23 protein-coding genes are annotated in these 21,110 nt (G+C 71.2%); 13 read left to right on the top strand and 10 right to left on the bottom strand.

The genetic code is table 11. From position 1 onward, the window contains the following. Positions 1-73: 73 nt before the first annotated feature. Positions 74-1,111 carry a UDP-N-acetylmuramate dehydrogenase gene (locus ACX27O_RS23635; RefSeq protein ID WP_245233501.1) on the bottom strand — a complete coding sequence of 346 codons (1,038 nt, stop codon included), beginning with the start codon at positions 1,109-1,111 and terminating at the stop codon, positions 74-76. Between the two features lie 114 nt (positions 1,112-1,225). On the opposite strand from ACX27O_RS23635, the gene ACX27O_RS23630 reads away from it, so the two are divergent. From ACX27O_RS23630 to ACX27O_RS23595, 8 genes are all read left to right on the top strand, one after another. Further along, entirely contained in the window at positions 1,226-1,984 is a 759-nt protein-coding gene (locus ACX27O_RS23630; RefSeq protein ID WP_285796882.1) for a maleylpyruvate isomerase family mycothiol-dependent enzyme, read from the top strand. A gap of 185 nt (positions 1,985-2,169) precedes the next feature. Then, complete coding sequence (locus ACX27O_RS23625; RefSeq protein WP_030327734.1) at positions 2,170-3,474, top strand: ABC transporter substrate-binding protein; 1,305 nt, start codon at positions 2,170-2,172, stop codon at positions 3,472-3,474. Positions 3,475-3,543: 69 nt separating this feature from the next. Next, complete coding sequence (locus tag ACX27O_RS23620; RefSeq protein ID WP_030327735.1) at positions 3,544-4,542, top strand: carbohydrate ABC transporter permease; 999 nt, start codon at positions 3,544-3,546, stop codon at positions 4,540-4,542. Next, entirely contained in the window at positions 4,539-5,372 is an 834-nt protein-coding gene (locus ACX27O_RS23615; protein WP_030327736.1) for a carbohydrate ABC transporter permease, read from the top strand. The genes ACX27O_RS23620 and ACX27O_RS23615 overlap by 4 nt, the downstream gene beginning before the upstream one ends. Beyond that, positions 5,369-6,781, top strand: coding sequence for a GH1 family beta-glucosidase (locus tag ACX27O_RS23610; protein WP_357635811.1), 1,413 nt, complete (start codon positions 5,369-5,371; stop codon positions 6,779-6,781). Before ACX27O_RS23615 ends, ACX27O_RS23610 begins: the two co-directional genes overlap by 4 nt. 19 nt (positions 6,782-6,800) lie before the next feature. Further along, the gene (locus ACX27O_RS23605) at positions 6,801-7,808 is read left to right on the top strand and encodes a LacI family DNA-binding transcriptional regulator (RefSeq protein ID WP_377631652.1); all 1,008 of its coding nucleotides are present in this window, start codon (positions 6,801-6,803) and stop codon (positions 7,806-7,808) included. 181 nt (positions 7,809-7,989) lie between these two features. Continuing rightward, positions 7,990-8,403 carry a RidA family protein gene (locus tag ACX27O_RS23600; RefSeq protein ID WP_030327739.1) on the top strand — a complete coding sequence of 138 codons (414 nt, stop codon included), beginning with the start codon at positions 7,990-7,992 and terminating at the stop codon, positions 8,401-8,403. Between the two features lies 1 nt (position 8,404). Further along, on the top strand, positions 8,405-9,301 hold the full coding sequence (locus tag ACX27O_RS23595) for a GNAT family N-acetyltransferase (protein ID WP_458940071.1): 897 nt from the start codon (positions 8,405-8,407) through the stop codon (positions 9,299-9,301). Positions 9,302-9,317: 16 nt separating this feature from the next. Here ACX27O_RS23595 and ACX27O_RS23590 read toward each other — a convergent pair whose 3' ends face one another. The 5 genes from ACX27O_RS23590 to ACX27O_RS23570 all read right to left on the bottom strand — a co-directional run bounded on the left by ACX27O_RS23590 (position 9,318) and on the right by ACX27O_RS23570 (position 13,409). Further along, a complete protein-coding gene (locus tag ACX27O_RS23590) occupies positions 9,318-9,902 on the bottom strand; it encodes a TetR/AcrR family transcriptional regulator (protein ID WP_030327741.1) in 585 nt (194 codons plus the stop codon). 65 nt (positions 9,903-9,967) lie between these two features. Next, positions 9,968-10,699 carry an ABC transporter ATP-binding protein gene (locus ACX27O_RS23585; RefSeq protein WP_030327742.1) on the bottom strand — a complete coding sequence of 244 codons (732 nt, stop codon included), beginning with the start codon at positions 10,697-10,699 and terminating at the stop codon, positions 9,968-9,970. After that, positions 10,696-11,826, bottom strand: a complete 1,131-nt coding sequence (locus tag ACX27O_RS23580; protein ID WP_458940070.1) for an ABC transporter permease — start codon at positions 11,824-11,826, stop codon at positions 10,696-10,698. The genes ACX27O_RS23585 and ACX27O_RS23580 overlap by 4 nt, the downstream gene beginning before the upstream one ends. Before the next feature lie 235 nt (positions 11,827-12,061). Continuing rightward, positions 12,062-12,577: an O-acetyl-ADP-ribose deacetylase gene (locus ACX27O_RS23575; RefSeq protein WP_210858929.1), complete on the bottom strand. Its 516-nt coding sequence runs from the start codon at positions 12,575-12,577 to the stop codon at positions 12,062-12,064. Between the two features lies 1 nt (position 12,578). Next, the gene (locus tag ACX27O_RS23570; RefSeq protein ID WP_358124778.1) at positions 12,579-13,409 is read right to left on the bottom strand and encodes an EI24 domain-containing protein; all 831 of its coding nucleotides are present in this window, start codon (positions 13,407-13,409) and stop codon (positions 12,579-12,581) included. 198 nt (positions 13,410-13,607) lie between these two features. Between ACX27O_RS23570 and ACX27O_RS23565 the strand changes: the two genes are divergently transcribed. From ACX27O_RS23565 to ACX27O_RS23545, 5 genes are read left to right on the top strand one after another with little or no spacing between them, the layout of a single operon-like run. After that, the gene (locus ACX27O_RS23565; RefSeq protein WP_030327746.1) at positions 13,608-14,516 is read left to right on the top strand and encodes an ABC transporter ATP-binding protein; all 909 of its coding nucleotides are present in this window, start codon (positions 13,608-13,610) and stop codon (positions 14,514-14,516) included. A 12-nt stretch (positions 14,517-14,528) separates the two neighbouring features. Then, positions 14,529-15,263 carry an ABC transporter permease gene (locus ACX27O_RS23560; RefSeq protein ID WP_210858934.1) on the top strand — a complete coding sequence of 245 codons (735 nt, stop codon included), beginning with the start codon at positions 14,529-14,531 and terminating at the stop codon, positions 15,261-15,263. 11 nt (positions 15,264-15,274) lie between these two features. Beyond that, positions 15,275-16,543, top strand: coding sequence for a sensor histidine kinase (locus ACX27O_RS23555; RefSeq protein ID WP_247680194.1), 1,269 nt, complete (start codon positions 15,275-15,277; stop codon positions 16,541-16,543). Beyond that, positions 16,540-17,181 (top strand): response regulator, encoded by a 642-nt coding sequence (locus ACX27O_RS23550; protein WP_030327749.1) that lies wholly within the window; start codon positions 16,540-16,542, stop codon positions 17,179-17,181. The genes ACX27O_RS23555 and ACX27O_RS23550 overlap by 4 nt, the downstream gene beginning before the upstream one ends. A gap of 23 nt (positions 17,182-17,204) precedes the next feature. Beyond that, entirely contained in the window at positions 17,205-18,173 is a 969-nt protein-coding gene (locus tag ACX27O_RS23545) for a helix-turn-helix transcriptional regulator (RefSeq protein ID WP_358124771.1), read from the top strand. On the opposite strand, the gene ACX27O_RS23540 is transcribed toward ACX27O_RS23545, so the two are convergent. Genes ACX27O_RS23540 through ACX27O_RS23525 form a run of 4 tightly spaced genes read right to left on the bottom strand, consistent with a single transcriptional unit; the run spans position 18,164 to position 21,082 of the window. Next, positions 18,164-19,078 carry an SDR family oxidoreductase gene (locus ACX27O_RS23540; protein WP_210858940.1) on the bottom strand — a complete coding sequence of 305 codons (915 nt, stop codon included), beginning with the start codon at positions 19,076-19,078 and terminating at the stop codon, positions 18,164-18,166. The two genes, ACX27O_RS23545 and ACX27O_RS23540, sit on opposite strands and share 10 nt — an antisense overlap. A 56-nt stretch (positions 19,079-19,134) precedes the next feature. Next, positions 19,135-19,872 carry an alanyl-tRNA editing protein gene (locus tag ACX27O_RS23535; protein ID WP_030327752.1) on the bottom strand — a complete coding sequence of 246 codons (738 nt, stop codon included), beginning with the start codon at positions 19,870-19,872 and terminating at the stop codon, positions 19,135-19,137. An 11-nt stretch (positions 19,873-19,883) separates the two neighbouring features. After that, on the bottom strand, positions 19,884-20,771 hold the full coding sequence (locus ACX27O_RS23530) for an alpha/beta fold hydrolase (protein WP_210858941.1): 888 nt from the start codon (positions 20,769-20,771) through the stop codon (positions 19,884-19,886). Then, a complete protein-coding gene (locus ACX27O_RS23525) occupies positions 20,768-21,082 on the bottom strand; it encodes a DUF2516 family protein (RefSeq protein ID WP_030327754.1) in 315 nt (104 codons plus the stop codon). The genes ACX27O_RS23530 and ACX27O_RS23525 overlap by 4 nt, the downstream gene beginning before the upstream one ends. Positions 21,083-21,110 lie beyond the last annotated feature (28 nt).

The raw sequence follows: 21,110 nt of genomic DNA, 5'->3' as shown, positions 1-21,110 counted from the left end.
TGCGCCTCGCCTGCCCGGTCGTGGCCGCCGCGTACCAGCTTCAGGGCCTTGGTCAGCTCTTCCTCGGCCCGGGTCAGAGGGTGCAGTTGATGAGGACGGGTTCGGGGTGCAGGGTCACGCCGAAGCGGGCGTGCACCTGGTCGCGGATGGTGGCCGCGAGGGCGAGCAGGTCGCTGGTGTGGGCGGTGCCGCTGCGATTGGTCAGCGCCAGGGTGTGCTTGCTGGAGATGGCCACTCCACCCTCGCCCGGGTGGCCCTTGGCGAAGCCGGCCTTGTCGATCAGCCAGGCGGCGCTCACCTTCACCAGGCCGTCCGCGCCGGGCCAGGCGGGCGGGTCGCCCAGCTCGGTGGCGCGTTCCACCAGTTGGTCGTACGTCGCCCGGTCGAGCACCGGGTTGGTGAAGAAGGAGCCGACCGAGCGGGTGTCCGGGTCGTTGGCGTCGAGCACCATCCCCTTGCCCGCGCGCAGCCGCAGCACCGTGGCTCGGGCGTCCGCCAGCGGCACCTGGTCGCCCACCTCGACGCCGAGCGCTCTGGCCAGTTCCGCGTAGCGCACCGGCCCGGACAGTGGGGACCTGGTGAGCCGGAAGTCGACCGAGAGCACCACCCAGCGGTCCACGTACTTGAAGATGCTGCCCCGGTAGGCGAAGCCGCAGTCGGCGGCGGGGATGACCTGGCGGGTGCCCTGGATCCGGTCGTACACCTCGACGCCGGTGATCGTCTCGGCGACCTCCTGGCCGTACGCGCCGACGTTCTGGATCGGGGTGGCGCCGGTCGAGCCGGGGATGCCGGAGAGGCACTCCAGACCGGACCAGCCGTTGGCGACAGTGGTGGCCACCAGGTCGTCCCACGGCTCGCCGGCGTCGACCCGTACGGTGACCGAGGTGGCGTCCTCGGCGATGACCCGCACGCCACGGGAGCGCACCAGGACGACGGTGCCGGGGAAGCCGGCGTCGCCGATCACCACGTTGCTGCCGCCGGCGAGGATCAGGACCGGCTCTGCCGCGGTCCGCACCGCGCGGACAATCTCGTCGGCGCTGCCGGCGGCCACGATCCGCGCGGCCGGTCCACCCGTTCGCAGGGTGGTGTAGCCGGCGAGTGGACCGGGGATGGCACGATCGGCGTCGGTTGTCGGCTGGGCGGAGGCGTCTGGCACGCCCTTCACCTTAGGCTGACAATTAGCCGTGGCACCCACTGGTCGCCCGGCACCCCCGGGAGGATGGCGATGAGCAGACTGCAGGGCAGCAAGGATTTCTGGATCGGAGCGCTCCGGACGGAGGGTCCGGCTTTCGCCGCAGCGGTGGCCGAGGCGCCGCCGGAGACACCGGTGCTGTCCTGTCCGGGCTGGACGGTGAACGACCTGACCCTGCACATGGCCGGCATCTACCAGTGGGTTTCGTCGTTCGCCGGCACCGGCCAGACCAGCCAGCCGCCTCGGCGGGAGAAGCTCGAGGCCGACCCGGGCGTGGACGCGCTCCAGTTGTGGCAGCAGGGTTACGACCGGGTGATGACCCTCTTCGACGGGCTCGACCCGGAGGCACCGGCGTGGAACTGGGCGCCCCAGCCGAAGAAGGCCGGTTTCTGGCCGCGTCGGATGGCGCACGAGACGGCTGTGCACCGCTGGGACGCGCAGCTCGCCATCGCGGCCGGTGACCCGGTGGAGGCGAAGCTCGCCGCCGACGGGGTGAGCGAGGTGCTGGACACCTGGCTCCCGGCGGGCCGGCGGCAGGTGCCGGGTGACTGGCACGGGGTGGTGCAGCTCTGCGCGACGGACGCGGCCCAGGAGTGGTATCTGCGGCTGCGCGGCGAGGGGGTGGCGCTGCTCGACACCGCGACCATCTTCGACCACGACGATCACCACGCTCGTGCCCAGGTCAGCGGCACCGCGAGCGATCTGCTGCTGGCGTTGTGGGGGCGGGTGAGTTTCGAGACGCTTGATGTCGTCGGCGACCGCACCCTGTTGGACGGTCTGCGCACCGGCTGACCGACCGGTCACGAACGAGGGCGTCACCCCATCCGGGGTGGCGCCCTCGTCGGCGTGTGGGGCCGACCTCGCGACCTCGTGAGAGCGCTCTCTTGACAGCGGGTCAGCGACCTACCACAGTGTCGTGAGAGCGCTCTCTGAATTCATCTGCCACCACTCGCCCGCCCTGAGAGAGGTCGAAACCCATGGCTGTCTTCCCGCGCCGCCGCCTCGCCGCGGTGGCCCTCGCCGCCACCACCGCCCTGCTCGTCACCGCTGGCTGCGGCGGCGGCGACGAGCAGGGCGACGGGCCGATCACCTTGACCGTCGACGTCTTCGGCCAGTTCGGCTACGAGCAGCTCTACCAGGAGTACATGGCCGCGAACCCCAACGTGAAGATCGTCGAGCGGGGCACCGGCACCAACCTCGACGAGTACTCGCCGAAGCTGACCCAGTGGCTCGCCGCCGGCCGGGGCGCCGGTGACGTGGTGGCCATCGAGGAGGGTCTGCTGGTCGAGTACAAGGCCAACCCCGGCAACTTCGTCAACCTGCTGGATCACGGCGCCGCCGACCTCAAGGGCAACTTCCTCGAGTGGAAGTGGAACGCCGGCCTGACCGCCGACGGCAAGCAGCTCATCGGCCTCGGCACCGACGTCGGCGGCATCGCCATGTGCTACCGCAAGGACCTCTTCGAGAAGGCCGGCCTGCCCACCGAGCGGGACGCGGTCTCCAAGCTCTGGCCCACCTGGCCGGACTACATCGCCACCGGCGAGAAGTTCGTCGCGGCCAAGACCGGGGCGTCCTTCCTCGACGCGGCCACCAACACCTTCAACACCATCCTGTTGCAGACCGCTGGAAACACGACCGGTTACAGCTACTACGACACCAGCGACAAGCTGGTCGTCGACAGCAACCCGTCGGTACGGCAGGCCTGGGACACCACGATGGACATCATCGACTCGGGCCTCTCCGGAAAGTACGGATCGTGGTCCGAGGAGTGGGTCTCCGCGTTCAAGCAGTCGAAGTTCGCCACGATCGCCTGCCCCGCCTGGATGACCGGCGTCATCGAGGCCAACGCCGGCACCGGCGCCCAGGGCAAGTGGGACATCGCCCAGGTGCCCGGCAACGGTGGCAACTGGGGTGGGTCGCACCTCGCCGTGCCGAAGCAGAGCAAGCACCAGGCCGAGGCGATCGAGCTGGCCAAGTTCCTCACCAGCGCCAAGGGTCAGATCGGCGCGTTCAAGGCCAAGGGTCCGCTGCCGTCCTCGCCGCAGGCGCTCGACGACCCGGCGATCACCGGCGCGAAGAACGCGTACTTCTCCGACGCGCCCGTCGGCACCATCTTCGGCAGCGGCGCGAAGAGCCTGAAGCCGGTCTACATGGGCCCGAAGAACCAGGCCGTCCGGACCGAGGTGGAGAACGCCGTACGGACCGTGGAGTTGGGCCAGCGCAGCCCGGCGCAGGGCTGGACCGACGCGGTGACCAACGCGAAGAAGGCCGCCGCCAAGTAGCCCAACCAGCGTGCGGGCGGGCTTCGGCGACCGGAGTCCCGCCCGCACGGCGGAAAGGAGTTTCCGGGCATGACAGTCCAGCTCGACGCCCGCCCACCGGTCGCACCGGCGGCCGGCACCCCCCGCCGCTCCTCGGGTCGGCTCAGCCGACTCGACACCCGGTTCTCGCCGTACCTCTACATCGCCCCGTTCTTCCTGATCTTCGCGATCTTCGGGGCCTACCCGCTGGCGTACACCTTCTGGGTCTCGCTGCACGACTGGGACCTGCTCGGTGCCGACCACCCCTTCATCGGGGCGGAGAACTACACCCGGCTGCTGGCCGACCCGGACTTCTGGCACGCGCTGGTCAACACGCTCGGAATCTTCGTCATCTCGACCGTCCCGCAGTTGCTCGCCGCGCTCTGGCTGGCCAACCTGCTCAACCGCGGCCTGCGGGCCCGCACCGGCTGGCGGATGGCGGTGCTCGTCCCCAACGTGACCTCCACGGCCGCGGTGGCGATCGTGTTCGGGGTCCTCTTCGGCCGCGAGTTCGGGATGGTCAACTGGCTGCTCGACCTGGTGGGGCTGGACGCGATCGAGTGGAAGTCCAACCGGTTCGCCTCCTGGGTGGCCATCTCCGCCATGGTCGACTGGCGGTGGACCGGCTACAACGCGCTGATTCTGCTGGCCGCGATGCAGGCCATCCCCCGCGACCTGTACGAGGCCGCGGCGATCGACGGCGCCAGCCGGGTCCGACAGTTCTGGTCGGTCACCGTGCCACTGCTCAAGCCCACGATCATCTTCTGCACCATCATCGCCACCATCGGCGGCCTGCAGCTCTTCACCGAGCCCCGGATGTTCCACTCCGGCACCAACCCGATCCGCGGCGGACCGCTGCGGGAGTCGCAGACCCTGACCATGTACATGTTCGAGAACGCCTTCGCCCCGCACTACAACTTCGGGTACGGCTCGGCAGTGGCCTGGTTGCTCTTCGCGCTCATCGCGATCGTGGCGCTGGTCAACGTGCTGATCCTGCGCCGGATCGGCGGCCGGTCGGGGCCCGACGGACGAAAGGGAGCGGCCCGATGAGCCGGCTCTGGCGGGCCAGCCCGCTCACCTACCTGGCCCTGGTCGTCGCGGCCGGCCTGTCGATCTTTCCGATCTGGTGGATGCTCGTCGTCGCCAGCCGTTCCAACGACGCGATGGGCCAGCTGCCACCCCCGATCACCCCCGGCGGCAACCTGGGCGCGAACATCGCCCGACTGTTCGACAACACCGACGCGTACTTCGCGACCGGTCTGATCAACTCGGTGATCGTCGCCAGCACGGTGACCGTCTCCGTGGTGTTCTTCTCCAGCCTGGCCGGGTTCGCCTTCGCCAAGCTGCGGTTCCGGGGCCGCAACGCCCTGCTGCTGGTGATCATCGCGACCATGATGGTGCCGACCCAGCTCGGCCTGATCCCGCTCTACCTGCTGATGAGCAAGCTGCAGTGGAACGACCGGCTGCCGGCCGTCATCGTGCCGGTGCTGGTCACCGGGTTCGGGGTGTTCATGATGCGGCAGTACGCCGGCCAGGCCATCAGCGACGAACTGATCGAGGCCGCCCGGATGGACGGCTGCGGCACCGCCCGGATCTGGTGGCACGTGGTGGTTCCCGCGTTGCGTCCGGCCGCCGCCGTGCTCGGCCTGCTCACGTTCATGACCACCTGGAACGACTTCCTGTGGCCGTACGCTGTGCTGAACGATCCGGCGAATCCGACAGTGCAACTGTCCCTACGAGCCCTGTCGGACGGGTACTACCAGGACATGTCGCAGGTGTTCACCGGAACTGCCATCGCGACGCTGCCCCTGCTGCTGGTCTTCGTGTTGTTCGGCCGGCAGATCATCGGCGGGATCATGGAAGGTGCGGTCAAGGCGTGAGCGAGCACAGCGAGCAACCCAACAGGCACGGCAACGAAATCCGGTTCCCGGAGAACTTCCTCTGGGGGACGGCCACCGCCGCGTACCAGATCGAGGGCGCCGCCCGCGACGACGGCCGCGGTCCGTCCATCTGGGACACCTTCAGCCGTACGCCGGGCAAGGTGTACCAGGGCCACACCGGCGACGTCGCCTGCGACCACTACCACCGGTACGCCGACGATGTGGCGCTGATGGCCGAGCTGGGCCTGCGGGCGTACCGGTTCTCGGTCGCCTGGCCCCGGATCCAGCCCGACGGCACCGGCCCCGCCAACCCCCGTGGGCTGGACTTCTACGACCGGCTCACCGACACGCTGCTCGATCGGGGAATCGACCCGATCGTCACCCTCTACCACTGGGACCTGCCGCAGGCCCTCGAGGACCGGGGTGGCTGGACCAACCGGGACACCGCCGAGCACTTCGCCACCTACGCCACGGCGGTGTACGCCCGCCTCGGTGACCGGATCGACGTGTGGACCACGCTCAACGAGCCGTGGTGCTCGGCCTACCTCGGTTACGGCAACGGCGTGCACGCTCCGGGTGAGCGGAACGCGGCGGCGGCCTTCACCGCCGTACACCATCTGCTGCTCGGGCACGGCCTGGCGGCGCGGGCGTTGCGGGCGGCCGGCGCGCGCAGCGTGGGCATCACCGTCAACCCGGCCGACGTGCGCCCGGCGGACCCGCAGAGCGCTGCCGACGCCGCGGCGGTCCGCCTGGTGGACGGCCTGCACAACCGGATCTTCCTGGACCCGCTGCTGGCCGGCGGTTACCCGGACGACGTCCGCGAGCACGTGGCCCGGATCGTCGAGCCGACGTTCATCCGCGACGGTGACGAGAAGCTGATCGCCGCCCCGATCGACCTGCTCGGCATCAACTACTACGCCCCGGGTTACGTGGCCGGGCGGCCCGACGGGGCCGGCAACGACGCGTACCCGGGCACCGAGGGCGCTGTGCACTTCCTGCCACCGGCCGGCCCGCTCACCGACATGGGTTGGATGATCGAGCCGGCGGGTCTCACCCGGCTGCTGGAGCGGCTCGCCGCCGACTACCCCGGGGTGCCGCTGCTGATCACCGAGAACGGTGCGGCGTTCCCCGACAAACCCGGCACCGACTCGCCCGACGGCCCGGCGCAGGTGATCGACGCCGATCGCATCGCCTACCTCGACGGGCACCTGCGCGCGGCGCACGAGGCGATCTCCCGGGGCGTGGACCTGCGCGGTTATCTCGTATGGTCATTCCTGGACAACTTCGAGTGGGCGGAGGGTTACCGCAAGCGGTTCGGGATCGTGCACGTCGACTACCTGACCCAGCGGCGCACACCGAAGGCCAGCGCCCGGTGGTACCAGGAGGTGATCTCCCGGAACGGGCTGTGACGAGCGGGGGGAAGGCGCGATGACGACGGCGCAGCGGCCGACGCTCGAGGCGGTGGCGGCGCGGGCCGGGGTGTCCCGCGCCACCGTCTCGCGGGTGGTCAACGGCTCCACCACCGTCGCCGAGCCGATCCGCGAGGCGGTCACCCGGGCGGTCGCCGAGTTGGGGTACGTCCCCAACCTGGCCGCCCGCAGCCTGGTCACCCAACGCACCGACTCGGTCGCCCTGGTCATGCCGGAGGCCGCCACCCGGGTCTTCTCCGACGACCAGGTCTTCCCCGGCATCATCAGGGGCGTCAGTCAGGAGCTGGAGGCGGCCGACAAGCAACTGGTGCTGATGCTCGCCGGCTCGCCGGCGGGGCACCAACGGGTCGAGCGGTACACCACCGGCCGGCACGTCGACGGTGTGCTCTTCGCGTCGCTGCACGGTGCCGACCCGTTGCCCGGCACACTGGCCCGGCTCGGCATCCCGGTGGTGGTCAGCGGCCGGCCCCTCGGCGACGTGCCCGTCCCGTACGTCGACGTCGACCACGTGGCCGGGGTGACAGCAGCCGTCCGATACATGATCGACAGCGGTCGCCGACGGATCGCGACCATCGCCGGCCCACAGGACATGGTCGCCGGGATCGAACGGCTCAGTGGCTACCGCAGCACTGTCGCCGACGCGGGGCTGCCCGAGTTGGTCGCCATCGGTGACTTCACGCGGGAGTCCGGTTCGGCGGCGATGCGGCGCCTGCTCACCGAGCATCCCGACCTGGACGGCGTCTTCGCCGCCTCCGACCTGATGGCGCACGCCGCCCTGCGGACGCTGCGCGAGGCCGGTCGGCGGGTGCCCGAGGACGTGGCGGTGGTCGGCTTCGACGACATCGAGACCGCCGCGTACACCGAGCCGCCGCTGACCACCGTCCGGCAGCCGATCGTGGAACTCGGCCGCCGGATGACCCGCCAACTGCTCCGGCTCGCCGCCGGGGAGACCATCGAGCCGGCGGTCATGCTCCCCACCGAGCTGATCCGCCGCGCCTCCGCCTGACCCCGCCCCCCGCGCGGCCGCCCCGGGCCGGCGGACGCGCGGCAAATCCGCGCAACTTCACGGAAACAGTCCCCTCAGGACGCGCCGAGGCCACTGTTTCCGTGACGTTGTCGCCTCCGGCGGAGGTGGGTCGCGTCGTTATTGCGTCGCCCGGGTCGGCGATCGTGGTTAGCCTCGCGGCATGCCGCAACCTCTCGCGCTGTTGCACGTCCCCGCTCTCTCCGACGTCGCCGAGTACGCCTACGCGGCCACCGTCGACGCACCCGCCCGACTGGTGTTCACCGCCGGGGCGTGCCCGCTGGACGCCGAGGGGCGCACTGTCGCGCCGGGCGATCACGCGGCGCAGGCCCGGCAGGTGATGACGAACCTGACGACCGCTCTCGACGCGGCCGGCGCGCGGCTGACCGACGTCGTGAAGACCACCGTCTACGTGGCGTCGTCGCAGCAGAAGGACCTGGTCACCGTCTGGGAGGTGGTGCGGGACTTCTTCGGCGACCACGATCCGCCCAGCACCCTGCTCGGGGTGGCGGTGCTCGGCTACACCGACCAGCTCGTCGAGGTCGAGGCCGTCGCCGCCGTCCGGACGGGGGCCTGACATGCGGATCCGGGTGGCGCGGCCCGACGACGCGCCGGGCGTGGTGGCGCTACGGGCGACGGTCTACCCGTACCTGGTGCGCGGGGTCGAGTCGACCCGCAAGATGATCGCCGAACCGCCGCCCGAGGAGGCCTGGACCGCCTTCGTGGCCGAGGTCGACGACCAGGTGGTCGGCTGGGTGTCCGCCGAACGCATCGGTACGACGTCGATGGCGAACGCCGGCGGCATCAACCTGCTGCACGTACACCCGGAACATCGGCGACGCGGCATCGGCGGCGGGCTGCTGACAGCCGCGACCGCCTACCTCCGCCCGCTGGGAATCCGCCGGGTGCGTGCCACCGCACAACCGGAGGCGCTGCCGTTCGCCCGCCGGCACGGCTACGAGCCCAGCCGCGAGGTGCGCTACTCGGCGCTCGATCTGGACCAGGTGCCCGCGCTGCCCGCGCCACCGCCGGGCGTACGGCTGCACCCGATCGCCGAGGTGGACCCGCACCTGCTGTACGCGGCGGACGTGGCCTCGGCCGTCGACGAGCCGGGCGACCTGCCGGTCGACAGCAAGAGCTACCAGAGCTGGCAGTACGACGTCTGGGACAACCTCGGCCTGGACAAGACGGCCAGCGTCGCCGCCGAGGTCGACGGTGAGATCGTCGCGTTCAGTCTGGTGAAGCGGGACGGGGACCGGATGTGGTCGGACTACACCGGCAGCATCCCGGCGTACCGGGGGCGCGGGCTGGCCCGACTGGCCAAGACGGCGGCGCTGCACCGGGCCGCCGCCAACGGCGTACGTGCCGCGTACACCTCGAACGACGAGGCGAACGCACCGATGCTGGCGATCAACGCCCGGCTCGGCTACCGCCCGGTGGCGTCCCAGTGGACCTGCCTCGCGGAGCTGACCTGACCGGCGGGCCGGAGCCTCAGGGGCGGTCGCGGTCGAGGTACGGGCTGAGGAGTTCGCGGGCGAGGCTGGTCGCCGTGTCCAGCGCGAGCCCTCCCTCGATCATCCGGCTCAGCGCGTAGACGATCGACTGCACCAGTTCGGCCACCCGGACCGGGTCCGAGGAGCCGTGGTCGGTGAGCGCGGCGCGCAGCGGGGCTTCCAGGCGGTCGTGCATGAGTCGGCTGGAGCTGGCGAGTGCCTCGCTGCTGCCGGCTGACGCGAGCGCGCGGGCCAGCGCGTGGTCGCCTCGGGCAACCAGTTGCAGGTTGGAATCCACGTACGCCTGGATCTTCTGCCCGGGTGTGCCGGCCGCCTCCATGCGCTTCTCGACATAGGCCGACCAGCGGGGGAACGTGTCGGTGACGAGGGCGTCGAACATGTCGGCGCGGGACTTGAAGTACGAATAGACGCTGGAGCGGGCCAGGCCGGCGTGCTGGGCGACCTCGGCCAGGCCGGGGATCTGCTCCGGGTGTTCCGACAGCAGGGTGCGGGCCGCGTCGAGCAGCGCCGCGCGTTGGGATGCCCGGTGCTCGGCGACGGTCGCGGCCTGGATCTTCGGCACGCCACCCCCCTTGTTCCGGACGAGCGTGACCTACCTGGTCCTGCGCCCGCACCCTACCGTCGTGGTCAGCTGCTGGTCGCGAGCTTGCCGTCGACCATCTCGTAAACGGTGTCACAGTACTGCAGCACATCGTGGTCGTGAGTGACCATGACCACCGCGACCGACCGCTGCCGGGCCTCGTGGGCCAGCAGTCGCACGATCTCGTGGCTGCGTGCCCGGTCCAACGCCGCCGTCGGTTCGTCGACCAACAGCACGCTGGGCTCGGTGACCAGTGCCCGGGCGATCCCGACGCGCTGGCGCTCACCGCCCGACAGCTGGTGGGGGCGCCGGTCGGACTTGTCCGCCATGCCGACGTCCGCGAGCAGTTCCAGCGGGTCACGGCCGGACCGCTGCGACCTCGACCCCAGCCGCAGGGGCAGCCGCACCTGGTCGGCGGCGGTCAACGCCGGCAGCAGGTTGCCGGACTGGAACACGAACCCCACGTGCTGGCGGCGCAGCTCCGTCCGGGTCCGGCGACTCGGCACTGTCATGTCCTGACCGGCCACGGTGACGGTGCCCTGGTCGGGTCGGGCCAGGCCGCCGGCGACGGCGAGCAGGCTGGACTTGCCCGCACCGGACGGACCCACGACCGCGGCGAGTTCGCCGGGTCGCACCGTCAGGTCGACGTTGTCGAGCGCCTGCACGGTCTCGGCGGCGTTGCCGTGCCGCAGGGACACCCCACGCATCACCAGCCCGAGCCGGTCGGACGCGTCGTCGGCGGTTGTGGTCGAAGCGGTCGGAGCGGGACGGCTGCTCATCGGTTTCCTCCCAGAGCGGTGGCCGGGTCGACAGAGGTGATGCGGATGACCGCCGCGCCGGCTCCCGCCAGGCCGAGGACGACGAGGCCGACCCCGGCGGCGGAGATGCTCGGCATGCTCAACGCGAACGGGATGCCGCTGCCGGTGATCAGGGCGCCGAGCGCGAGGCCGACCCCCACGCCGATGGCCACAGCCGCCGCCAACAGGACGAACGCCTGCGTCAGCGCGTCGCGCAACACCCAGCCGGTCGAGGCGCCCAGGGCCCGCAGGACGGCCACCTCGGGCTTGCGCTGGATCGCCCACACCGCGAAGAAGGCGCCGGCGACCAGCGCGGAGATCGCGTACAGGAACCCCTGGATCAGTTGCAGGGTCGTCGTCTCGGCGGTGTATCCCGGCGAAGCGCCGTAGGACTCCTTCAGGGTCAGGCTCTCGGTGCCGGCCGCGGTGTCCCCCGCCGCCAGGTCGACGGACTTCCCGTCGGCCGCGCGCACCGCCACCGCCGTGATCTCCGTTGCGGCGCGCTGCGGCAGCGCCGTGCCGGGGGCGGTGCCGGACTTGATGGCCTGCCACGCCGCCAGCGGCACGTACGCCACGTCCACGTGCCCGAAGGTGTCCTGCTGTTCGGTGACGCCGACGACCCGCAGCCGGGTGCCCAGCCGGTCGATGGTGACGACGTCGCCCATCTGCAGGCCCGCGTCCAGCGCCGTGGGGCTCACCACGATGCCGTCCTCGGTGCCCAGCCGGTCACCCTGGCTGACCGGGGGCGACAGGAACGAGTCGGGCTGGACGCCGAACAGCGCCAGGTCGACCTCGGTTCCCCGATCGGTGCGCGTGTTCACGAGCGTGTTGCCGAACGGCGTCGCGTCGGCGACGCCCGGCTGGTCGGCCCACTCGTCCACCGCCGTCATGTCCACCACGCTGCGGGAGAACGCGGAGTCGCGCTGCACGTCCTGCGCGAAGGCGAAGGACGTGACCGGCAGGTTCTGCAGCCCGGACACACCGTCGCGGACCAGCCCGACCGACAGCCCGGACAGCATCACCATCAGCACGGCGATCAGCGCGATCACCGCGCCCATCAGAGCGAACCGCAACCGGGCGAAGTTGAGTTCACGAATCGCGAGGAACATCAGCGCGCGCCCTCGTAAATTGTCGACATCATGTCGGCATGTTATCAACAGCGTGTCGGCAAATATCACACCGCAGCTGTCGACCCCACCACACCGCAGCCTGCGGAAGTGGCCCCACCACGGACGCCATCCAGGCCCGCATCGATCAGGCGGGAACCGCCGCCCGACGTGGGTGATCAGGCGACGGCCGCCCGACTGGTGGTGATCAGGCAGCGACGGCCGCCCGACGTGGTGCTCAGGCGGCGTCGAGGACGCGGCGGGCCACGGCGTGGGTGTCCGCCCCGAACAGCACCAGGCGGGCCTCGGCGACGGTGGCGGGGGTGGCCGTGCGCAGCACCGACAGGGCCTGACGGACCGCGTCGTCGACCGGCCAGCCGTAGATGCCAGCGGAGATCAACGGGAAGGCGAGCGTCACCGCGCCCAGCTCGTCGGCCACCCGCAGGCTGTTGGCGTAGCAGTCCCGCAGCAGCGCCGAGCGGTCCTCGTCGGCCGACCAGACCGGCCCGACGGTGTGGATGACCCAGCGGGCCGGCAGCTCACCGGCTGTCGTCGCCACGGCCTGTCCCGTGGGCAGACCCCGGCCGTACCGGGACGCCCGCAGGGCCCGGCACTCGGCCAGGATCGCCGGGCCGCCACGGCGGTGGATGGCACCGTCGACCCCGCCGCCGCCGAGCAGGGACGAGTTCGCGGCGTTCACGACGGCGTCCACCCGCTGTGCGGTGATGTCCCCCTCGATCAGGACGATCTCCACGTCAGCGCTCCCCGACCGGCCGACCGGTGGCCGATGCGGCCAGCGGGCCGTCGATCGGCTGGCCGAGCGAACGGCGGGCCAGCAACGCCGCGCCGGCCACCGCCGCCGGCATGACCAGCACGGCACCGAGCGGGATCAAGAAGCAGAGGAACACCGCCACCCCGAACCCGAGGGCGGTGGGACGGTCGGCCTTCAGGATCGCCCGACGCTGCGGCAGCCGCATTCCCCGGCGGTAGAACGGCGCCCCGACAAGCTCCACGGCGAGGAACCAGCCGCCCACCGCCGCCCCGATCACCGGGACGACCGTCTGGCCGACCACCGGGATGAAACCGGCGAGGAAGAGGGGGATGCCAACCAGCGCGGTGAGCGCCACCAGGCGTACCGAGTCGGCGACGCTGCGGCGCAGCGACGACCAGAACGGCACGTCCACCGCGCCCGGTGTGCCGCCGTAGCGCTGCTCGACATGCTCGGAGATCTTCTCGTAGAACGGGTCTCCGATGACCAGGGTGACAGCGGTGAAGGTGAGCACTGCCAGCAGACCACCGACCCCGAGGAAGGCCAGTCCGGCGATCACCCGGACCAGACTGCGGGCGGTGCGCGACCAGTCGTCGGCGAACGGTGTGACGAGCGCGGCGAGGTCGTCCACGAAGTACACGAGGGTGGCGAACGCCGCCACGAAGAGCGCGCCGGAGATCAGGGCCGGCACGACGCCGAGCAGCATCAGACCGGGGCTACGAACGTAGAGGCCCAGGCCACGCAGGAGCAGGCCGGCCCCGGCGAGGAAACGTCCGGCGGCCCCGGTAACCGGGCTGGCGACTCTGCTGACATCCACGATCGAGCAGCCTAACGAGCGGCCGTCGAATCCGCCGGGTGCAGCACTAGCAACGACGCCCGCGTCGCACATCAACCGGTTGACGGATGGATGTGGTCAACCGGGGTCGCCGGTGATCATCGCCGACCGGTCGATTCGCCGCCGGGCCACCCCGACAACCCTTGAGGGGTACGGGAAAAGCGGCGAAAGGGCGGCGAGATGCCGGTCATCGAGGTGACCAGACTGCACAAGCGATACGGCGATCTGGTGGCGGTGGACGAGGTGTCGTTCGCTGTGGAGGCGGGTGAGATCTTCGGTGTCCTCGGCCCGAACGGCGCGGGCAAGACCACCACCGTGGAGTGTGTCGCCGGGCTGCGCGTTCCCGACGGGGGCGGGGTGTCGGTCCTCGGGCTCGACCCCCGCCGGGACGCGGCCCAGCTACGCCAGCGGGTCGGTGTGCAACTTCAGGAGAGCCAACTGCCGGACCAGCTCCGGGTGGCCGAGGCCCTGGAGATGTACGCGTCGTTCTATCGCGATCCGGCCGACCCGGCCGAGCTGATCGAGAGGCTGGGTCTCGGCGCGAAGCGGAACACCGCGTACAAGAAGCTCTCCGGTGGTCAGAAGCAGCGACTCTCCATCGCGCTGGCGCTGGTCGGCAACCCGGAGATCGCGATCCTCGACGAGCTGACCACCGGGCTGGACCCTCAGGCTCGGCGGGACACCTGGAGCCTCATCGAGCAGGTGCGTAGCAGCGGAGTGACGATCGTGCTGGTCACGCACTTCATGGAGGAGGCCGAACGGCTCTGTGACCGGATCGCGGTGATCGACAAGGGCCGGGTGGTAGCGCTGGACACCCCGGCGGGCCTGGTGTCGTCGGTGGCTCCCGAGCAGCGGATCCGGTTCCGGCCCTCCGCTCCGATCGACGACCGGCTCCTCACCGACCTGCCCGAGGTCTCCGCGGTGCAGCGCACCGGCAGCCAGGTGGTGGTGACCGGCACCGGTGACCTGCTGCACGCGGTCACCTCGGTGCTCGCCCGCAACCAGATCGTCGCCGCCGACCTGCGGCTGGAACAGTCCACCCTCGACGACGCGTTCGTCGAGCTGACCGGGCACCGGCCCGTCGCCTGAGGGAGAACCGACATGCACGCCTTCGGGCAGATCCTGAAGATCGAGACACGACTCTTCCTGCGGGACTTCGGCTCGCCGCTGACCACCGTCGTCCTACCGGTCGCGCTGCTGGTGGTGTTCGGGCTGGTCCCGGCGGCACGGCAGCCGGAGGTCCAGTTCGGTGACCTGTCCTTCATCCAGTACTTCGCACCCTCACTGCTGGTGATCACGCTCGCCATGTCGGCTGTCAACATCCTGCCCACGGTGCTGGCCACCTACCGGGAACGTGGGGTGCTGCGCCGGCTGGCCACCACCCCGGCCAGCCCTGCCGCGCTGTTGGCCGCCCAACTGCTCATCTCCCTCGCCACCATCCTGGTCAGCGCGGTGCTGCTCATCGCGGTGGGCCGGTTGGCGTTCGACGTGCCGTTGCCCCGGCATCCGTTGGGCTTCACACTGGCCCTCCTCCTCGGCACGGCGGCCCTGCTGGCACTCGGCCTGCTCGTGGCGGCGGTGGCGCGGACGGCGAAGTCGGCGCAGGCGATGGCCGTGCCACTGTTCATGGCCGTCATGTTCTTCGGTGGCGTCTACGTGCCCCGGTTCATCCTGCCGGACTTCCTGGTCCGGATCGGCGACTACACGCCACCCGGGGTCCAGGCGCTGCTCGACTCGTGGACCGGGGCATCGCCACACCTGTCGCACCTCGGGATAATGGCGGTGGTCGCCCTGGCGGCCGGCGCCGGCGCGGCAAAACTGTTCCGCTGGGAGTGATCGGGGATTCGATGGCCAGCAGCGGCGAGCACGACCGTCTGACCAGGTGGCGCAAGAACGAAGCGACCCTCTATCGCGTGGTTCCCTACGGCGGGCTGGCCTTGGGCACCCTGCTGGCCCTCGTCGCACCGGCACCCCATCATCTCGGCGCGCTGCCCACCCTCGCCATCGCCGTGGTAGCCGGATGCTGGGTCGCCTGGTTCGTCACAGTGCACCCCGGCTGGCAGAGCCGGCGCGGGCTGATGGCGGTCTACTACGCCGGGTTGCTCACCTTCGGCGCCGCACTGGTAGCCGCCAGTCCGTGGTACGGCTTCTTCGCCTGGATCGGTTACATCCACGCCTTTCCGGTCCTGCCCAGGCGCTGGCGGATCGCCGGGGTGACAGCCACCGCCGCCATCATCGCCACCTCTCAGGGCGGTGGCCTGGTGATAGCGATGTCGCACTGGCCGCTCTGGCTGCTGCTGGTGCTCTTCAACCTGATCGTGGCCGGCTCGGTGAGCTGGTTCGCCATCATCGCCGAACAGGAGGACGCCAAACGCCGACGACTGATGGCGGAACTCGGCGAAGCCAACCGGCAACTCACCGAGACGGTCCGGGAGAACGCCGGGCTGCACGCCCAACTGCTCATCCAGGCACGGGAGGCCGGCGTGCTGGACGAGCGCCAACGGATGGCGCGGGAGATCCACGACACCCTCGCCCAGGGGTTGGCCGGCATCATCACCCAACTGGAGGCGGCCGAGCAGACCCGCGACCGGTCCGCCGACTGGCGCCGGCACGTCGACAACGGGCTCGCGCTGGCCCGGGAGAGCCTCACCGAGGCCCGCCGCTCGGTGCGGGCGGTCCGCCCGGAATCGCTGGAGACGGCCCGGCTGCCGGACGCCCTGGTCGAGTTGGGCGGGCGCTGGTCGGACCTGCACGGGATACGGGCCGAGGTCGCCACCACCGGTACGCCCCGTCCACTGCACCCGGAGATCGAGGTGACCCTGCTGCGGGCCGCCCAGGAGGCGCTGGCCAACGTGGCCCGGCACGCCGCCGCCTCACGGGTCGGGCTGACCCTGTCGTACATGGCCGACGTGGTGACCCTGGACGTGCGCGACGACGGGGCCGGCTTCGAGGTCACCGACCAACCGACGTCCCGGGAGCCGACTGGCGGGTACGGGCTGACCGTCATGCGGCAACGGGTCACCCGGGTCGGCGGCGAGTTGGCGGTCGAGTCCGAACCGGGCGGCGGCACCGCCATCTCGGCGTCCGTTCCCGCGCTACCCGGAGGTGCCGGGTGACCACCTCGATCCGGCTGCTGATCGTCGACGACCATCCGGTGGTACGGGACGGCCTGCGGGGAATGTTCACCGGCGACCCCGATTTCGAGGTGGTCGGCGAGGCCGCGGACGGCTCGGAGGCGTTGGCACTGGTCGCGACGCTGCTACCGGACGTGGTGCTGATGGACCTGCGGATGCCCGGGATGGACGGGGTGACCGCCATCGGTCGCCTGACCCGCGCCGGCAGCACCGCCCGGGTGCTGGTGCTCACCACCTACGACACGGACGCGGACGTGCTGCCGGCGATCGAGGCCGGTGCCACCGGCTACCTGCTCAAGGACACGCCTCGCGAGGAACTGGTTCGCGCGGTACGGGCCGCCGCCCGGGGTGATTCGGTGCTCGCGCCGAGCGTCGCCGGCCGGCTGATGGGCCGGCTGCGCGCGCCGGTGGAGGAGCCGCTGAGCCAGCGTGAGCTGGAGGTGCTCACGATGGTGGCGCGCGGTGCCTCCAACCGGGAGGCTGCGGCTCGGCTGTTCATCAGCGAGGCCACCGTCAAGACCCACCTGCTGCACGTGTACGCCAAGCTCGGGGTCAACGACCGGGCCGCCGCGGTGGCCACCGCGTACGACAGGGGGTTGCTGACCCCCGGCGGGCGGTGAGCGGGGCCGGGCAGGATGGGCGGGTGCGCGCGTCCCGACTGATCTCGTTGTTGTTGCTGCTGCAGTCGCGCGGGTCGATGACCGCGAGCGAGCTGGCCCGGGAGTTGGAGGTCTCCGAGCGGACCGTCTACCGGGACGTGCTGGCGCTCTCCGCCGCCGGCGTGCCGGTCTACGCCGACCGGGGGCGGGCCGGCGGTTACCGTCTGCTCGGTGGGTACCGCACCCGGTTGACCGGGCTGACCAGGGACGAGGCGGAGGCGCTGTTCCTCGCCGGGCTGCCCGGGCCGGCGGGCGAGATGGGGCTCGCCGACGCGGTGGCGTCCGCCGAGCTGAAGGTGCTCGCCGCGCTGCCACCCGCGCTGCGCGACGCGCCGGCCCGCGCCGGGCAGCGGTTCCACCTGGACGTGCCGGGCTGGTTCCGGGAGACCGCGGCACCGCAGTGGTTGCCCGAGCTGGCCCGGGCGGTCTGGGCGGACCGGGTGGTGGAGCTGCGCTACCGACGCGGCGACCGGGAGGTGACCCGCCGCGTGCAGCCGTACGGCCTGGTGCTCAAGAGCGGGGTCTGGTATCTCGTCGGCCGGGTCGGTGAGAACGTGCGCACCTACCGGGTGGACCGGGTCACCGGGGTCGAGGTGGGCGACGAGCACTTCGACCGCGACGAGGGCTTCGACCTGGCCGGGCACTGGCGCGAGCAGGCCGGGTCGTTCCTGCGGACCATGCTGCGGGCCGAGGTCGCCGTCCGGCTGAGCCCCGCCGGCCTGCGCCAGCTCCGGCACCTGGTCGATGCCCCCTTCGTGTACGACGAACTGGTCGCCACCGCCAGCGAACCCGACGGGCAGGGGTGGGTGGTGGCCCGGTTGCCCGTCGAGTCGGTCCCGGTGGCGTACCACCAACTGCTGGGGCTCGGCCCCGAGGTGGAGGTCCTCGACCCACCCGAGCTGCGGCAGTTGTTCGCGCAGAGCGCCGACCGGCTCGCCGTGCTCTACCGGTAGCCGGTCACGTCCGCCGGTTTGCCCGCGTCGACCACCTCGGTGATGTAGCGGAAGCCCTCGGGTTGGCTGCCGTCGAGGTCGGTGAACCCGTACACCTTGGACAGGCTGCCGGCGTCGACGGACCTGCCGCTCCAGCGGGCCTTGTCGTCGTCGGCGGCGAGCGCGGCCACCGCCCGGCCGACGAAGGCAGGGGTCTCCGAGATGAGGAAGTTCGGGTCGGTGGCGGCGCCGTCACGCCAGTTCTCCTCGGTCACGCCGAAGTGCTCCAGCATCGCCTCGGAGCGGATCCAGCCGGGGGTGAGCGCGACGGCGGTGCAGCCGTACGGTTTCAGCTCGTGCGCCTGGCTGAAGGCGAGCCGGTTGACCGAGACCTTGGCCAGGTCGTAGAAGACCGACAGCCGGTAGTTCTCGTCGTTGTACGCCTTGGTCCCGTCGCCCATCTCCACCACCAGCCCGCCGGGCTTGCGGATCAGCAGCGGGAGGGCGAAGTGGCTGGTGATGATGTGCGTGTCGACGGCCAGTCGCAGGGTGCGGAAGCCGGCGTCGAGCGGCTGCTCCCAGACCGGCTTGTCCCAGGTGACCAAGGGGTCACCGCCCCAGATGTCGTTCACCAGCACGTCGAGTTGGCCGTGGTCGGCGTCGATCCGGGCGACCAGGTCGCGGACCTGCTCGGGCACCAGGTGATCGACCTGAACGGCGATGCCGGTGCCGCCGGCCGCGCTGACCAGCTCGGCTGTCTCCTCGATGGTCTCCGGTCGGCCCATCTCGGAGCGGCCGGCCCGGGTGCTGCGACCGGTGGCGTAGACAGTGGCACCGGCCGCGCCGAGCTGAACGGCGATCTGCCGCCCGGCACCCCGGGTGGCACCGGCGACGAGCGCGATCTTTCCGGTTAGCGGTTGCGTCATGCCTGCGACGGTGTCAGGAATACCTGACAGCCGACGTCCGAATTCGGTTACCCGGTCTAATCAACGAGCCGGACGCGGACCCGACGGTTGGCGCGGCCCTTGCTCTCCACCTTGACCACCTGCACCTTGCCGATCTGGGCGGTGGAGGCGACATGGGTGCCGCCGTCGGCCTGCACGTCCAGCCCGACGATGTCGACGATGCGGACCTCCTGCTCGTCCGGCGGGATGAGGTTGGACTGGGTGCGGATGATGTCCGGCAGGGCCAGCGCCTCGGTGCGCGGCAGCACCCGCGTGGCGACCGAGCGGTCGGCGGCCACCTCGGCGTTGACCAGCTCCTCGATGCGGGCCTTGAAGTCCGGGGGCACCTCGGGCAGGTTGAAGTCCATCCGGGCCTCACCCGGCTCCATGTTCCCGCCGGTGACCAGCGCGCCGAAGTCGCGGAACACCACACCGCAGAGCACGTGCAGCCCGGAGTGGGTGCGCATCAGCCGGGTGCGGCGCTCGTCCTCCACAGCGCCCACGACAGCGGTGCCGACCGGCGGCAACGGGTCACCCTCGGCGGGGATCAGGTACGGGTCGTCGCCCTTGCGGGTGCCGACGATCCGGGTCTGCACGCCCTGCCAGAGCAGCACGCCGTGGTCGGGTGGTTGACCCCCGCCGCCCGGGTAGAACGCGGAACGGTCCAGCACGATGCCCTGCTCCGCATCGGCGTGCAGCACCGTGCAGGTCCATTCGCGCAGTGTCGGGTCGGCAAGATCCAGCCGGTGCGTACGGCCATGCTGTGTGACGCCCATGACAGGGCAGGTTACTCGTTCAGGAAGCCGGAGATGCGCTCGCGCAGGTCGGCGCGTTCCGACCAGAGCACCCCGGGCCGGTCGTACACGTGCAGGGTGGCCTGGGGCAGCGCGGCGGCGAGCCGCTCGGCGACCTCGACCGGGTGCAGGTCGTCGCCCGCACAACCGATCACCAGTGCCGGGGCGGTGACCGCCGCCAGGTCACTGATCCGGCGCAGCGGCGTCTGGTCGGTGAGCGTGGCCAGACCGTCGGCGAGACCGTCACGGAGCAGTTGGTCGAGCCGTTGCCGCAGGTACGCCCAGCCGGCCGGGGTGTTGCGCACCGCCGGGGGCAACTCCAGCGTGACGATGTCGGCGACCGCCGAGGCGTCCCCGCTCTCCACCGCCTCCAGCAGGTCGGTGATGCGTTCCCGGGCGGCCGGCCCGCGTGGCTCGTCGAGGACCGCCGGCAGGAAGAAGACCAGCCTGTCGAAACGTTCCGGGCTCTCCGCGAGGAGCCGGCAGAGGGCACCCGCACCGAGGCTCGCGCCGAACGCCCGGCTGGCCCGCCCGAGGTCGGCGATCGCCCGCAGATCCCGGGCCAGGTCCAGGTAGTCCCACGGACCGTCCGGGGAATCGGAACGGCCGTGACCGCGGAACTGGAAGAACACCTTGCGGCCGTTCACCCCGCTGCCGAACGGGCGGGTGGTGGCGATGCCGTTGCCCAGACCGTGTGCGAACACGGTGACCGGGTCACCGGTGCCGGTGACCAGCCGCTCCAGCCGTACGCCGTGCGGGGTGGTGACCAGCTCGGTCTCCGGCTCCGGCAGCGCCGGCCGGCCGGTACGCGGCCCACCCGGCCCCGGCCCCCAGGTGCGGGGACCGCTGTCGGGTGGGGGCGGCCAGCGGAAACCTCTCACCAGAACCCTTTGCCGTCGCTCAGGTCGCGCAGACCGACCCGGACGTCGAGCAGGTAGATGAGCGCGGCGGCGATGCCGATCAGTCCGAAGAGGCTGATCGGACCGAAGCCGAGCAGGGTGAGCACGAGGCAGACCGCCAGGATGGCGATCCAGCCGCCCTTGGGCAGCGTGCCGATAGCGGGGAACGCGTCGGAGCGCTGCGTGACGGCGTGCACCAGCGCGACACCCTGGATGATCAGCGCGAAGACGAGCAGAATCAGCTCGATCACGTAGCGGACTTCGAACGCGAAGATCGGCGCGGCGTTGGCCATGTCGGCAAGTTTATGTCCACGACCCCGG

Source organism: Micromonospora sp. SD19 (assembly GCF_054462275.1).
This window is presented reverse-complemented; position numbering and strand designations above follow the sequence as displayed.